Below are 14,268 nucleotides of genomic sequence, written 5' to 3'. Positions count from 1 at the left end.
TCCGCGCGCCGCCGAGGACTCCGCGATCTAAAGCCAGCCGACCTGGGTGACGAACATGGCGATGACGACCACCAGGGTCCAGCCGAGCACGTGCTCCAGCCAACCGGAGCCGTCCTTGGGGCCGCCCGTGCGGGCGAGGCTGCGGGCGCGGTCGGTCGGGGCTGCGGCATGTGTGGTCATGCCGTCCAATGTGGCAGCATTCGCGGCTCTTGCGGTAGGGACGAGAGACGAGCGTCACGGGTGGCGCACGTCACGCCCGCGGGGTCCGGCGGGCGTGACGGGGCGGTGCGGTGCGCCGCGGTCAGCCCGTGCGGCGGTCCCGGCCGGCCATGCCCGCCATGGCCAGTGCCAGCACCAGCGCGACGGCGCCGGCGATGACGTTGCTGAGCACGGTGCGGGTCGTGGCGACGTCTCCCGCGATGACCCACGGGGCGACGATCGTCCAGGCCGCGATGACGACGGCGGTCCACGCCATCGCGTGCGTGCGCTCGTAGGCGGACCCGAGGCCGCCCATGCACAGGCAGTACGCCAGTCCGGCGATCAGGTTGTTGACCGCCAGTGAGCCGAAGCCGCTGAACCCGACGATCCACGGCGACGCCGCGATGTAGAGGCCGGTGATCAGGGCCATCGCCTCGACCGCCTGCGCGCGGGGCGTGCTGGTGACCTGCTCGAAGCGCGTGCGCATCTCGGCGAGGTCGGGGTGTTGTTCGATGTTCGGGTGGGTGGTCATGGCGGGCCGCCTCCTGTTGAAGCTTGAATCTGCCCTGTGCCTACACACGTTCTGTGCCCTTTATGCTCCACTTACAACCCATTCGGGTCAACGGAAACGGGCACGGACTTTTTCGTGCTTCCGACAAGCGGTGCGGGTGCGTGCGACAAGCGGACCGCCGGCCCCGTCAGAGCACGCCCACCGTCCGCAGTGCCCGGATCGCGGCCGCCGACGGGCGGGCCGGGACGTACAGGTAGCAGATGCCGCCGGTGCCGGAGACCTCTTTGCCCGTGGCGTTGCGGCGCTTGGTGCGGAGCCAGATCGTCTCCCACTCCTTGCGCCGGTAGACGCGGCGGACGGACGGGTTGTCCGCCGAGTTCGGATCGTTGGCGATCACGTCCCCGGCGGCCGTGAAGCCGATGACGGTCATCAGGTGGCCCGCCGTGCCGTAGCCGGCGCCGGTCAGCTCCTCGGCGCGGAAGGACTGCGAGGTGATGGCCGGGATCCCGGCGCGGACCAGGACCTCCAGGTCGGCGAGGGACGTCAGCCGGGTGACGACCCCGGCCATGTCCCGGTACGTGGCGGCGTAGGCGGCGTTGAAGGGCCAGTTGCCGCAGCCCTTGTACGCCGCGTCGTACGTGGACCGGGCGGCGTGGCAGACCTGCGGGTCGGAGTAGCCCTTGCGGACCCACCCCACGGCCGCCGCACTGGCCCGGCGCCCCCAGAACTCGATGATCATCTGGGAGGAGGTGGGGCTGCACCAGGCCTCGCCGCCGTTGTCGTACTCGGGGTACCGGCCGATGTGGACCTCCTGCGAGTACCTCGGGACCTTCAGTTCGTGGGCCGTGCCCGACGGGGCGGAGGGGGGGACGGTGAAGCGGTCCGGGACGTCGGAGACCATCGCGCCGGCCAGCCAGACCGTCGGCCCGCGCTCGGCGCCGGGCTTGCGGTAGAGGGTCAGGCGCAGTTGCCAGTCACGGATGCGCAGGCCGGCGGCCTTGGCGGGCCCGTCGAGGGCCAGCGTGTCGGTCCAGACGGTGCTGCGCCCGTCGCTCTGCCCGTCGACCGAGGTGCGCCGGATGTCGCCGTCGCCGGAGGCCCAACGGCCCATGACGTACCACGGGGTGGCGGTGCCGTCGGTGTACGTGCCGCGCAGCTCGATCCGGATCCAGGTGCCGGCCGGGGTGCGGGCGTTCCAGGACGCGATGGCCTCGGTGGCGGGAACGGTCGAGCGGTGCACCGGCGAGGTCCAGGAGGCGTACTCCCAGGTGGCCTTCCGCGCGGTGTGCGGGTCGGTGTACTCGGTCCGGCCGGCCGGGACCTTCATCTCCAGGCCGGGTCGGGCGCCGCCGACCGCCGTGGTGCCCTGGTGGGCGCCGGCCAGCCAGTGGGCGTGGGAGTACCAGAAGCGGTTGTCGACCGTCCGGCCCGTGGCGGCCTCGGCGGACGCGCCGGCGCCCGGGGCCGCGGGGGTCTTCGCGCCGGCCCGGGACGGGCCGGCGGCGGAGGCCGCACCGCCGGGAACGGTGGCCGCGGCGGCGGCCGCGAGGGCGACGGCGAGCAGGGCCCTGCGTGGTGTGGGTGCGGTCATCGGTGGCCCCCATGGGTCGGTGCGGTGGCTCGGCTGGTCCACCCTTCCAGTTCCCGGCCTCCGGGCGGCGAAGCCACGGGCCCCGTGTCGGCGCCGCCACTCGGCCGGTCCCGCCGGGCGGACTCCGTCCGCGGGCGCCCCCCGCGGGGGAGTCCGCAGGCGCCCCCGCCACCACCGCCTAGGCTGGCCGGGTGGAGCCACATCCGTCACCCCCGTCACCCGATCCCCTCGCGGCAGTGGAGCCCCACGGGCCCGCCCGGGCCGGCGGTCCCCTGGAACGGCTCGCGCGGGAGCTGGCCTCCCTGCCGCCGTCGCTCGGTCCGGTGCGGCTGATCGGCATCGACGGGCACGCCGGCTCCGGGAAGAGCACCTTCGCGGAGCGGCTCGCCGACGCCCTGGGCGGGGCACCGGTGATGCACCTGGACGACGTGGCCACCCACGAGGAACTGTTCGCGTGGGACGGGCGTCTGGGTGCCCAGGTACTGGAGCCGCTCCGGGCCGGCCGGCCCGCGCTCTGGACGCCGTACGACTGGGTGGAGCGCCGGTTCGGCCCCGCGCGGGAGCTGGAGCCGGCCCCGGTGCTGCTCGTCGAGGGGGTCGGGGCGGGGCGGCGGACGCTGCGGCCGTGGCTGGCGAGGCTGCTGTGGATGGAGACACCGCGCGCGCAGTCCTGGGGGCGCGGGCGAAACCGGGACGGGCGCGAACTCTCCGACTTCTGGGACGGATGGGAGCGCGCGGAGCTCGCGCACTTCGCGGACGACCCTTCGCGCCCCTTCGCCGACACCCTGGTACGCCAGAGCGGTACGGGATACGAGTGGACTTCCGGGGCCGGTGCGACCGCGCGAACCACCTCTTCCGTCACGGAAGGTGACGGGCTCCCCCGCGCCTGAGCGGGTCCGGAGATCCGTCCGCACCGGCCCCCTCCGACCGGCTTGACCTGGCGCCCGCGACGGCCTTACGTTCTGAATGCCCGGTCCGCAAGGGCCGCGGCGGACGCGAAGCCCCCGGTTGTTCCCCCGTGACCGGGGGCTTCGCTCTGCCCTCAGCGGGGCCCACCGCACCCGGCTCTTCACCCTGCGTCACCACAGCGGCCCGAAACGCGCCCCCGACGCACACCCCCCGCACCCTGGGTAAGGTGCCTCACCGCAGGTACGATGCAGCCCTGATTTCATCTGGCGCGGTAGGCAACTCGCGGGACTGACGCGGGGGTTGCCGCGTACCACGGGGGCAGGCTTGTGGGGGATGTGATGGACTTCGGCACGCCGGGCAGCGCGCACGCCCCGGCCGAACTCGCCTGGCTGCGCGGGGTGGACGCCTGCACGATGGGCGCCTATCCGCAGGCCGAGGAGGAGTTCCGGGCGGCCGTACGGCTCGATCCCGCGATGGCCGACGCCTGGCTGGGTCTCCACGCGCTCCGGGTGGACACCACCAACGCGTTATTGCGCATGTACGCCCATCGGGACCGGTTCGGCGAGCAGCGGGCCCGTCACCGGCGCATGCTGAACTCCTGGTACTGGCTGGGCTGGTGGGTGCAGCCGGTGCTGGAGAGCCGCCGGGACCTGTTGTTGGCCCACGCCTCGCACTGGCTGGACGGCCGTCACGTGCCCGAGTTGGACCAGGCGTTGGCGGCCCTGCCGCCGGTGGACACCGACGCGCAGGTGCGCTTCCTGCACGCCTGCCGGGCGTATCTGGTGAAGGACTGGGACCAGTTGGTCCGGCACACCGAGCCGCTGGTCGACGATCCGCTGCTGGGCATCGAGGCGGGTCTGTTCGGCGGGATGGCCCGGGTCCGGCTGGAGATGTACGGGCAGGCCGAGCCGATGCTGTCGGCGGCGCTGATGCGGTGCCGCAGCGAGCAGCCCCAGCGCAAGGAGCTGCGGTACTGGCTGGCGCGGGCGCACGAGGGCACGGGGCGCAGCGCGGCGGCGCTGCCGCTGTACCGCGCCGTGCACCGGGTGGATCCGGCGTTCATGGACACGGTGGCGCGGCTGACGGCGATCGAGGACGCCGACTTCGTGGACGGGGCCGACGGGTACGCGGGGTACGGGCACTCCGGCGAGGGTTTCGCCGGGCACGGGCTCTCCCCGTCCGGCGGGGACTTCGCGGCGGTGGCGCTGGGCGGCGGCTCGGGCCCGGTGCAGGACATCGCGGCGGACGGGCAGGTCGAGCCGGATCCGCCGACGGTTCTGGAGCCGCCGGATCAGCGGTTCGGGCCGGGTGGGGTGCCGCCCGGCCCGAACCGGTTGGAGGGCGTGCGCCGCAAGGTGGTGGTTCCGCCCCGGGCGGCGGGTCTGCCGGCCGGGCCCGCCGATCCGCAGGCGTTGGCCGAGGCGCTCGCCGAGTTGGAGCGGATGGTGGGCCTGGAGCCCGTCAAGCGGCAGGTGAAGGCCTTGTCGGCGCAGTTGCACATGGCCGGGCTGCGGGCGAGTCAGGGGCTGCCGGTGCAGCCCCCGAAGCGGCACTTCGTCTTCTCGGGGCCCTCGGGGACGGGCAAGACCACGGTCGCGCGGATCCTGGGCCGGGTGTTCTACGCTCTCGGCCTGTTGGGTGGCGATCATCTGGTGGAGGCCCAACGGGCCGATCTGGTGGGCGAGTTCCTGGGGCAGACGGCCGTGAAGGCGAACGAACTGATCGATTCCGCGATCGGCGGGGTGCTGTTCGTCGACGAGGCCTACAGCCTGTCCAACTCCGGTTACAGCAAGGGTGACGCGTACGGGGACGAGGCCCTCCAGGTCCTGCTGAAGCGGGCCGAGGACAACCGCGACCACCTGGTGGTGATCCTGGCGGGCTATCCGGCCGGGATGGACCGGCTGCTGGCCACGAACCCGGGGCTCTCGTCGCGGTTCACCACCCGGGTGGACTTCCCGAGCTACCGGCCTCCGGAGCTGACCGCCATCGGCGGGGTGCTGGCCGACGCGAACGGGGACTGCTGGGACGAGGAGGCCCTCGACGAGCTGCGCAGCATCAGCGGGCACGTCGTCGAGCAGGGCTGGATCGACGAGCTGGGCAACGGCCGCTTCCTGCGGACCCTGTACGAAAAGAGCTGCGCGTACCGGGACCTGCGGTTGGCGGGGTTCGCCGCCGATCCCTCCCGGGAGGACCTGGCGACGCTGCGGCTGGCCGATCTGATGCAGGCGTACGGGGAGGTCCTGTCGGGCCGGGGCCCCCAGGACCGCACGGAGCCCCCGCCGCTGTAGGCGACGGGGGCTCCGGGTCGGGCCGGCGGCGGGGTCAGCTCGCCATGGCCTCCTCCGAGACGGGTGCCCGGCGGGCCGGCGGGGCGGTGCGGTGCGCGGGATCGCGCACCTCTCCGACCAGCATCTCCAGTACGTCCTCCATCGCGACCAGGCCCAGCACCCGGCCGGCCGGGTCCGCGACCTGGGCCAGGTGGGTGGCGTCCCGGCGCATGACGGTGAGGGCGTCGTCCAGCGGGAGGGTGGAGCACACCGTGGTCATCCGGCGCCAGACCCGCTGGGGCACGGCGCGTTCCCGGTCCTCCAGGTCCAGTACATCCTTGACGTGCAGGTAGCCCATGAAGGCACCGCTGTCGGACTGGACGGGGAACCGGGAGTAGCCGGTGCGCACCGTCAGCTGTTCGATCTGGCGCGGGGTGACCGCCGGGCTGACCGACACGAGCCGGTCGTGGGCCAGCAGCACGTCGGTGACGGGGCGGCTGCCCAGTTCGAGGGCGTCCTCCAGCCGTTCGTGCTGCACCTGCTCCAGGAACCCGGCCTGCCGGGAGTCCTTGAGGAGGCGACCGAGCTGGGCGCTGGTGTAGACGGCCTCGACCTCGTCCTTCGGCTCGACCTTGAAGAGCCGCAGGACGAGCGTGGCGCAGGCGCCGAGGGCGGTCGTGACCGGGCCGCAGACCCGGGCGAAGGCCACCAGGCCGGGGCTGAACCACAGGGCGGTCTTCTCGGGGGCGGCCATGGCGAGGTTCTTGGGGACCATCTCGCCGATGACCAGGTGCAGGAAGACCACGGCGGCGAGCGCGACGGCGTAGCCGAGGGGGTGGATCAGGCCTTCCGGCACGTGCGCGGCGTGGAAGACGGGCTCCAGCAGCCGGGCCACGGTCGGTTCGGCGACGGCGCCGAGGGTGAGCGAGCACATGGTGATGCCGAACTGGGCCGCCGCCATCATGCGCGGCAGGTTCTCCAGGCCGTGGAGCACCTGGCGGGCCCGCTTGGACCCGGCCGCGAGGGGTTCGATCTGGCTGCGGCGTACGGAGACGAGAGCGAACTCGGCGCCGACGAAGAAGCCGTTGGCCAGGACCAGGAGCAGGGCGAAGACGAGCTGGAGGGCGTTCACCGGCCCACCGCCTGGGGCTCGGCCGGGGTGGGGACGGGGGCCGTGCGGACCAGCCTGACCCGTTCGGCGCGGTAGCGGCCGACCTGGCGGACGGACAGCTTCCAACCGGGGAGCTCGGCCCGGTCGCCGGGGGCGGGGATCCGACCGAGCAGGTCGGCGACCAGTCCGGCGACGGTCTCGTAGGGGCCCTCGGGCACCTCCAGGCCTATGCGGCGCAGGGTGTGCACGCGGCAGCTGCCGTCGGCCTCCCAGGAGGGGCGGCCGTCCTCGGCGGGCACGGCGGCCAGTTCGGGCGTGCCGTCCTCCGCGAGGTCGTGCTCGTCGCGGACCTCTCCGACGAGTTCCTCCACGATGTCCTCCAGGGTGACGACTCCGGCGGTGCCGCCGTACTCGTCGACGACCACGGCCATCGGTTGTTCGCTGCGCAGCCGCTCCAGCAGGGGCTGGACCGGCAGGGAGCCGGGGACCAGCAGCGGGGCGACGCAGATCCGGCCCACGGTGGTGCGGGCGCGCTCGGACTCGGGCACGGCGAGGGCGTCCTTGAGGTGGACGACGCCGGTGATCTCGTCGATGCGTTCGCGGTAGACCGGGAAGCGGGACAGGCCGGTGGCCCGGGTCAGGTTGAGCACGTCGGCCGCGGTGGCCGTGTGCTGGAGGGCGCTGACCTTCACCCGGGGGGTCATGACGTGCTGGGCCGTGAGCTCGCCCAGCGAGAGGGTCCGTACGAAGAGGTCGGCGGTGTCCTGTTCGAGGGCGCCGGCCTGGGCCGAGTGGCGGACCAGGGAGACCAGTTCGCCGGGGGTGCGGGCGGAGGCCATCTCGTCGGTGGGCTCGACCCCGAGCGCGCGGACGAGCCGGTTGGCGACGGCGTTGAGGGCCGCGATGACCGGCCGGAAGGCGCGGGAGAAGACCTGTTGGGGGCCGGCCACGAACCGGGCCACCTGGAGCGGTCGGGAGACCGCCCAGTTCTTCGGTACGAGCTCGCCGACGACCATCTGGACGGCGGAGGCGAGCAGCATGCCGATGACGACGGCGACGCCGGAGACGGCTCCCCCGGGCAGGCCGGTGGCGGCGAGCGGCCCGGACAGCAGGGCCGCGAGCGCCGGTTCGGCGAGCATGCCGACGACGAGGGAGGTGATGGTGATGCCGAGCTGGGTGCCGGAGAGCTGGAAGGAGAGTTCCTTCAGGGCCTCGACCACCGTGCGGGCACGGCGGTCACCGTCGGCCGCGGCGCGTTCGGCCTCGGGTCGCTCCACCGTGACGAGGCCGAATTCGGCTGCCACGAAGAAACCGTTGGCGAGGATCAGGACGAAAGCCGCCACGAGCAGGAGTAGCGGGATGGTCATGCCGCCGCCTCCATCGGGAGGGCGGCGCGGGTACTACCGGACGATCCGTCCATTGCTGGAGGGAGTCACTCCTCAAGTCGCAGTTGCCCGCGGGCCACGGGGTCCCGGGGCCGGTGGGAGGGCGCACGGCTGCGCCCCGCCACCAGGGTAGTCACTCGGATCGCCGCCGCAATGGGACGCAGCGACGATCCTGGGCGGGGTCAGTGGTCGTGTCCGCCCGTTCCGCGGCTCTCGGCCAGGGCGCGCAGGGCGCGGGCGTCGCCGATCGCCTGGGCCTTGGCGATGCCGGGCTGGATGCCGAGTGCGGGCAGGCTGGTGCCGTCGTTCAGGTCGAGGAACACCCACGGGTCGCCGGGGCGGAGGTTGACGCGCAGGATCTGCGCCCACTCCAGTCGGCGGGTCGTCGTGAGGTTGACCACGGTGACGCCGGCCTCGTCCGCGACCACCTTGGGGCGGCTGAGCAGGACGAGAACGGAACTCAGCAGGGCGGCGGTGAACAGGAAGCTGATCCGCTCCCCCGGGCTGAGGTTCTCCAGGAGGAACGCGATCGATCCGATGGTCACGAACATGACGGTCCCGACGCCCAGCAGGACGGCCCGGGTGCGGTTCGGCCGGAAGGTGACCGGCAGGGCGGGCGGTGCGGGCTGGGCGGCGGACTCGGCCATGGTGTGCGCTCGGTTCTGCTCGGAAGGTGGTGCGTCTGATGGGCCGGTGGAGTGGCGGATCCGCGGGGACGGCGGATCCGCCGGACGGGGCGTGTCAGAGGCGGCAGGCGTGGATCGAGGTGGTGAGGATCGCGCGCGCGCCGAGCTCGTACAGGTCGTCCATGATCCGCTGGGCTTCCTTGGCGGGGACCATGGCGCGGACGGCGACCCAGCCCTCGTTGTGCAGCGGGGAGACGGTCGGCGACTCCAGGCCCGGGGTGAGGGCGACCGCGCGCTCCAGGTGCTCGGCGCGGCAGTCGTAGTCCATCATCACGTAGCTGCGGGCCACCAGGACGCCCTGGAGGCGGCGCAGGAACTGCTGGGTGCGCGGGTCCTCGGCGTCGGCGGTGTTGCCGCGGATGACGACCGCCTCGGAGGTCATGATCGGCTCGCCGATGACCTCCAGGCCGGCGTTGCGCAGGCTGGTGCCGGTCTCGACGACGTCGGCGATGATCTGGGCGACGCCGAGCTGGATGGCGGTCTCCACCGCGCCGTCGAGGTGCACGACGGAGGCGTCGATGCCCTGGTCGGCGAGGTGCTTGGCGACGATTCCCTCGTACGAGGTCGCGATGGTCATCCCGGTGAAGTCCTCGGGGCCCTTCGCGGTGCCGGGGATCGTGGCGTAGCGGAAGGTGGACCGGCCGAAGTTCAGCGGCAGGATCTCCTCGGCGCTGGCGCCGGAGTCGAGCAGCAGGTCGCGGCCGGTGATGCCGATGTCGAGCTTCCCGGAGGACACGTAGATCGCGATGTCCTTGGGGCGGAGGTAGAAGAACTCCACCTCGTTCTCGGGGTCGACGACCACGAGCTCCTTGGATTCCTTGCGCATCCGGTAGCCGGCCTCATGGAGCATCGCCGACGCAGGTCCGGAGAGTGCACCCTTGTTGGGGACGGCGATGCGCAGCATGGGGCTTCCTTTGTTGCGTGGGTTGCGAAAGGTGGGGACGGGTGGCGGGCGGGGGGCCCGCGGGAGGGGCTGCCGGTCTAGAGGTGCGCGTAGACGTCGTCGAGGGTGATCCCGCGCGCCACCATCATCACCTGGACGTGGTAGAGCAGCTGGGAGATCTCCTCGGCGGCGGCTTCCTTGCCCTCGTACTCGGCGGCCATCCAGACCTCGGCGGCCTCCTCGACGACCTTCTTGCCGATGGCATGCACGCCCTGCGAGACGAGCTCGGCGGTGCGGGACGTGCCGGGGTCGCCGTTGGCGGCCTTGAGCTGGAGCTCGGTGAAGAGCTCTTCGAAGCTCTTGGGGGATGTGTTCGCCATGATGGTCCTCAGAATAAGGGGTCCCCCGCCGCCACTCAGCGCCAGGGTTCGCTGACGGTCCGCAGGGTCATGGCGGTGGAGACGGCGGCGGTGACCGCTTCGTGCCCCTTGTCCTCATTCGACCCCTCAAGCCCGGCGCGGTCCAGCGCCTGCTCGTCGTTGTCGCAGGTCAGTACACCGAAGCCGACGGGGACTCCGGTGTCGATCGACACCTGTACCAGGCCCTGGGTGACGCCCTGGCAGACGTAGTCGAAGTGCGGGGTGCCGCCACGGATGACCACTCCGAGGGCGACGATGGCATCGTAACCGCGACCGGCGAGTACCTTCGCCACGACCGGGAGCTCGAAGCTGCCCGGGACCCGCAGGAGGGTGGGCTCGTCGATGCCCAGCTCGTGCAGGGCCCGCAGGGCGCCGTCGACCAGACCGTCCATGACCTTCTCGTGCCACTGGGCCGCGATCACGGCGACTCGCAGGTCTCCGCAGTTCTTCACGCTCAGTTCGGGTGCGCCCTTGCCGCTCACAGCTCTGCTCCTCGGGTGTTGGTCGGGTGGTGCTCGGGGTGGTGTCGGGTTGGCTCGTACGTGTTACTGGTTGCCGCAGGCGGAGGTGGACACGGCCTCGTCCAGCCAGGGCAGGTCGTGGCCCATCCGGTCCCGCTTGGTGCGCAGGTACCGCAGGTTGTGCTCGCCGGCCTCGACGGGCATCGGCTCCCGGCTGTCGACCGTGATGCCGTGGCGGACAAGGGCGGCGGCCTTGTCGGGGTTGTTCGTCAGCAGTCGGACGCCGTGCACGCCCAGGTCGGCGAGGATCCGGGCGCCGGCCCCGTAGTCGCGGGCGTCGGCGGGCAGGCCGAGTTCGAGGTTGGCGTCGAGGGTGTCGCGGCCGCGCTCCTGGAGCTCGTACGCGCGCAGCTTGGACAGGAGGCCGATGCCCCGGCCCTCGTGGCCGCGCAGGTAGACGACGACGCCGCGGCCCTCGGCCTGGATGCGGGCCATGGAGGCGTGCAGTTGGGGACCGCAGTCGCAGCGCTGGGACTGGAAGATGTCCCCGGTCAGGCACTCGGAGTGCATGCGGACCAGGATGTCGCCGCCGTCCCCCACCTCGCCGTGGACGAGGGCGATGTGCTCGACGCCGTCGACGGTGGAGCGGTAGCCGTACGCGGTGAACTCGCCGAAGGCGGTCGGCAGGCTGACCTCGGCCTCGCGGCGCACGGTCGGCTCGGCCGAGCGCCGGTAGGCGATCAGGTCCTCGATCGAGATGATCGTCAGCCCGTGCTTGCGGGCGAAGGGGATCAGCTCGGGCAGGCGCAGCATGACGCCGTCCTCGCCGGCGATCTCCACGATGGCGCCGGCCGGGCGCAGGCCCGCGAGGCGGGCGAGGTCCACGGCGGCCTCGGTGTGGCCGTTGCGGACCAGGACGCCGCCGGGCTTGGCGCGCAGCGGGAAGACGTGGCCGGGGCGGACGAAGTCCGAGGGCTCGCAGGAGCCGGCGGCCAGCAGGCGCAGCGTGGTGGCGCGGTCGGCGGCCGAGATCCCGGTGCTGACGCCGTGGGCGGCGCTCGCGTCGACGGAGACGGTGAAGGCCGTCTGCATGGACTCGGTGTTGTTCCGGACCATCTGGGGAAGTTCCAGCCGGTCCAGCTCGGGGCCCTCCATGGGGGCGCAGATCAGGCCGCGGCACTCGCTCATCATGAACGCGATGATCTCGGGGGTGGCCTTCTCGGCCGCGATGACGAGGTCGCCCTCGTTCTCGCGGTCCTCGTCGTCGACGACGACGATCGGGCGGCCCGCGGCGATGTCGCGGATGGCCTGCTCGACCGGGTCGAGGCGGAAGGTCTCCTCGGCTGCGGCGGGCATGTCCGGCACGGGCTTGAGGGGGGTCATGCCGTTGCTCCTTCGAGGGCCGGGGCGGGGGTGCGGCGCGAGCGCTGGTACCAGTCGTACGCGCCCCACAGGACGAGCGCGAAGTAGACGACGTAGACGAGACCGGAGAAGGCCAGGCCGTTGTTGAAGGCGAGGGGGACGCCGACGAGGTCGACGAGGAGCCAGGCGAACCAGAACTCCACCAGGCCGCGGGCCTGGGCCACCATGGCCACGATGGTGCCGACGAAGATGTAGGCGTCCGCCCACGGGCTCCACGACAGGTGCGGGAACAGCGTGAAGAGGCCGCCGACCGCGAGGGTGCCGAGGGCCGCGCCGGCCAGGAGCAGTCCGCGCTCCTTCCAGCTCGCCGTGCGGACGGCGATGGAGCCGTCCTGGGCCTGCTGCCGGCCCTTCTGCCAGGCCCGCCAGCCCCAGACGGCCACGCCGATGACGAGGAGCTGCTTGCCGACGCCGCCCGCGAGGTGGGCGGAGGCGTAGGCGGCGATGAGGATCAGGCCGGAGAGGAGCTGGGCGGGCCAGGTCCATATGGAGCGGCGCCAGCCGAGCGCGAGGGCGGCCAGGCCCATCAGGTTGCCGATCATGTCGGACCAGATGACCTTCTGGCCGACGACCTCGAAGGCCTCGGTGTTGAGCCAGGTCAGGGCGCTCACTTCGATTCCTCCCGGGCGTGCAGGGGGTTCACTCCGGCGGCGAGCAGGCGTTCCACGTACTTGGCGAGGACGTCCACCTCCAGGTTGACCGGGTCGCCGCTCTGCTTGAGGCCGAGCGTGGTCAGGGCGAGGGTGGTCGGGATGAGGCTGATGGTGAACCAGTCGGCGGCGGCCTCGACCACGGTGAGGCTGACGCCGTCGACCGTGATGGAGCCCTTCTCGACGACGTACCGCGCGAGGCCGGCGGGAAGGCCGACCTTGACGATCTCCCAGTGCTCGGAGGGGGTGCGGGAGAGGATCGTGCCGGTGCCGTCCACGTGGCCCTGGACCAGGTGCCCGCCGAGCCGCCCGCCGAGTTCCATCGGACGCTCCAGGTTGACCCGGGACCCCTGGGTGAGGGCGCCGAGGCTGGAGCGGTTCAGGGTCTCCTGCATGACGTCGGCGGTGAACTCGCCGTCGGCGGTCTCCACCACGGTCAGGCAGACGCCGTTGACGGCGATCGAGTCGCCGTGCTTGGCGCCGTCGGTGACGAGGGGGCCGCGCAGGCGGAAGCGGGAGGCTTCCGCGAGCTGCTCGACGGCGGTGACCTCGCCCAGTTCTTCGACGATTCCGGTGAACACTCAGTGCTCCTTGGGGGCGGTGGGGGCGGCTTCGGGGACTGCGGTGACGCGGATGTCGGTGCCGATGCGGGTCGTGTCGGTGATGCGGAGACGGAGCGCGTCGGTGAGGGTGGCGACGCCGGCGTCGGCGAGGGCGTTCGGGCCCGCTCCGAGCAGGACGGGGGCGAGGTAGCCGACGACCTTGTCCACGGCGCCCGCCGCGACGAACGCGCCGGCCAGCGTCGGGCCGCCTTCGAGGAGGACGGAGCGGGTGCCGCGCCGGTACAGCTCCGCGAGCAGGGCCTCGACGGAGAGTCCGTGCGCGTCGCCGGGGAGGCGGACCACGTCGACTCCGGGCAGGTGCCGGGTGTCGGCGTGCTCGCCGACGGCGAGCAGGGTCGGCGCGGCGTCGTCCAGGACGCGGGCGCCGGGCCGGATGCGGGCGTGGGTGTCCAGGACGACCCGCAGCGGCCGGCCCGCGAGGGCCTGCGCCGCGGGTCCGCGCACGGCGAGGTGCGGGTCGTCGGCGCGCAGGGTGCCGGCGCCGACGAGGACGGCGTCGACCTCGGCGCGCAGCCGGTGGACGTCGGCGCGGGACTCGGCGGAGCTGATCCAGCGGCTCGTGCCGTCGGCGGCGGCGACGCGGCCGTCGAGGGTGGCGGCGTACTTCCACAGGACGTGGGGGCGGCCCAGGCGCACGGAGGTCAGCCAGGCGGCGTTGCCGTCCTCGGCCTCGTCGGCGAGGAGGCCGGCCTCGGCGGTGATCCCGGCCGCGCGCAGGGTGGCGGAGCCCCCGCCGGCCTGCGGGGTCGGGTCGGGGACGGCGTAGAGGACGCGGGTGACGCCGGCGTCGACGAGGGCCTGCGCGCAGGGGCCGGTGCGGCCGGTGTGGTTGCAGGGTTCGAGGGTGACGTAGGCGGTGCCGCCGCGGGCCGCCGCCCCGGCCGCGCGCAGGGCGTGTACCTCGGCGTGCGGGCCGCCGGCCCGTTCGTGCCAGCCTTCGCCGACGACGCGGCCGGTGGCGTCCGTGACGACGCAGCCGACGACGGGGTTGGGGCTGGTGGAGCCGAGTCCGCGGGCCGCGAGCTCGATGGCTCGGCGCATGGCGGTTTCGTCACGCACGACGTGCGCGTCACGTGCGGACGCGTCGTCGTGGTGCGTGTCGGCGTGTGGCGCCACCGGGTCCTCCTGCCTCAATCGGGCACGGACTCCGGG

At 72.9% G+C, this 14,268-nt stretch carries 15 protein-coding genes; 2 read left to right on the top strand and 13 right to left on the bottom strand.

The window, feature by feature from the left end; all coding sequences use genetic code 11:
* Positions 1-27 precede the first annotated feature (27 nt).
* The 3 genes from OG906_RS28090 to OG906_RS28080 form a co-directional block, all read right to left on the bottom strand.
* A complete protein-coding gene (locus OG906_RS28090; RefSeq protein ID WP_267799437.1) occupies positions 28-180 on the bottom strand; it encodes an SCO1431 family membrane protein in 153 nt (50 codons plus the stop codon).
* A 121-nt stretch (positions 181-301) separates the two neighbouring features.
* The gene (locus OG906_RS28085) at positions 302-730 is read right to left on the bottom strand and encodes an SPW repeat protein (protein ID WP_267799436.1); all 429 of its coding nucleotides are present in this window, start codon (positions 728-730) and stop codon (positions 302-304) included.
* A 166-nt stretch (positions 731-896) separates the two neighbouring features.
* Positions 897-2,300, bottom strand: a complete 1,404-nt coding sequence (locus OG906_RS28080; protein ID WP_329446741.1) for a peptidase C39 family protein — start codon at positions 2,298-2,300, stop codon at positions 897-899.
* Positions 2,301-2,536: 236 nt separating this feature from the next.
* On the opposite strand from OG906_RS28080, the gene OG906_RS28075 reads away from it, so the two are divergent.
* Together OG906_RS28075 and OG906_RS28070 are read left to right on the top strand one after the other, a co-directional pair.
* Entirely contained in the window at positions 2,537-3,190 is a 654-nt protein-coding gene (locus OG906_RS28075; protein WP_443067421.1) for a uridine kinase family protein, read from the top strand.
* A gap of 357 nt (positions 3,191-3,547) precedes the next feature.
* Positions 3,548-5,497, top strand: a complete 1,950-nt coding sequence (locus OG906_RS28070; RefSeq protein ID WP_267828659.1) for an AAA family ATPase — start codon at positions 3,548-3,550, stop codon at positions 5,495-5,497.
* A gap of 34 nt (positions 5,498-5,531) precedes the next feature.
* Here OG906_RS28070 and OG906_RS28065 read toward each other — a convergent pair whose 3' ends face one another.
* The 10 genes from OG906_RS28065 to ribD all read right to left on the bottom strand — a co-directional run bounded on the left by OG906_RS28065 (position 5,532) and on the right by ribD (position 14,157).
* A complete protein-coding gene (locus tag OG906_RS28065) occupies positions 5,532-6,608 on the bottom strand; it encodes a hemolysin family protein (protein ID WP_267799433.1) in 1,077 nt (358 codons plus the stop codon).
* On the bottom strand, positions 6,605-7,954 hold the full coding sequence (locus OG906_RS28060; protein ID WP_267799432.1) for a hemolysin family protein: 1,350 nt from the start codon (positions 7,952-7,954) through the stop codon (positions 6,605-6,607). The genes OG906_RS28065 and OG906_RS28060 overlap by 4 nt, the downstream gene beginning before the upstream one ends.
* A gap of 200 nt (positions 7,955-8,154) precedes the next feature.
* Positions 8,155-8,619, bottom strand: coding sequence for a PH domain-containing protein (locus OG906_RS28055; RefSeq protein ID WP_329446737.1), 465 nt, complete (start codon positions 8,617-8,619; stop codon positions 8,155-8,157).
* Between the two features lie 94 nt (positions 8,620-8,713).
* Entirely contained in the window at positions 8,714-9,562 is an 849-nt protein-coding gene (gene hisG / locus OG906_RS28050; protein WP_053681799.1) for an ATP phosphoribosyltransferase, read from the bottom strand.
* Positions 9,563-9,639: 77 nt separating this feature from the next.
* Positions 9,640-9,921 (bottom strand): phosphoribosyl-ATP diphosphatase, encoded by a 282-nt coding sequence (locus tag OG906_RS28045; protein ID WP_053681798.1) that lies wholly within the window; start codon positions 9,919-9,921, stop codon positions 9,640-9,642.
* Between the two features lie 35 nt (positions 9,922-9,956).
* Positions 9,957-10,442: a 6,7-dimethyl-8-ribityllumazine synthase gene (gene ribH / locus OG906_RS28040; RefSeq protein ID WP_007262951.1), complete on the bottom strand. Its 486-nt coding sequence runs from the start codon at positions 10,440-10,442 to the stop codon at positions 9,957-9,959.
* A 63-nt stretch (positions 10,443-10,505) separates the two neighbouring features.
* Positions 10,506-11,804, bottom strand: a complete 1,299-nt coding sequence (locus OG906_RS28035; protein ID WP_329446733.1) for a bifunctional 3,4-dihydroxy-2-butanone-4-phosphate synthase/GTP cyclohydrolase II — start codon at positions 11,802-11,804, stop codon at positions 10,506-10,508.
* A complete protein-coding gene (locus OG906_RS28030) occupies positions 11,801-12,454 on the bottom strand; it encodes a nicotinamide mononucleotide transporter family protein (protein ID WP_267799430.1) in 654 nt (217 codons plus the stop codon). The genes OG906_RS28035 and OG906_RS28030 overlap by 4 nt, the downstream gene beginning before the upstream one ends.
* Positions 12,451-13,074, bottom strand: coding sequence for a riboflavin synthase (locus tag OG906_RS28025; RefSeq protein ID WP_329446731.1), 624 nt, complete (start codon positions 13,072-13,074; stop codon positions 12,451-12,453). The genes OG906_RS28030 and OG906_RS28025 overlap by 4 nt, the downstream gene beginning before the upstream one ends.
* On the bottom strand, positions 13,075-14,157 hold the full coding sequence (gene ribD, locus OG906_RS28020) for a bifunctional diaminohydroxyphosphoribosylaminopyrimidine deaminase/5-amino-6-(5-phosphoribosylamino)uracil reductase RibD (RefSeq protein ID WP_329448155.1): 1,083 nt from the start codon (positions 14,155-14,157) through the stop codon (positions 13,075-13,077).
* Between the last annotated feature and the right edge of the window lie 111 nt (positions 14,158-14,268).

The organism is Streptomyces sp. NBC_01426 (assembly GCF_036231985.1).
Classification (GTDB): domain Bacteria; phylum Actinomycetota; class Actinomycetes; order Streptomycetales; family Streptomycetaceae; genus Streptomyces.
The sequence above is the reverse complement of the archived record's forward strand: the minus strand, read 5'-3'. Positions and strand labels throughout refer to the sequence as shown.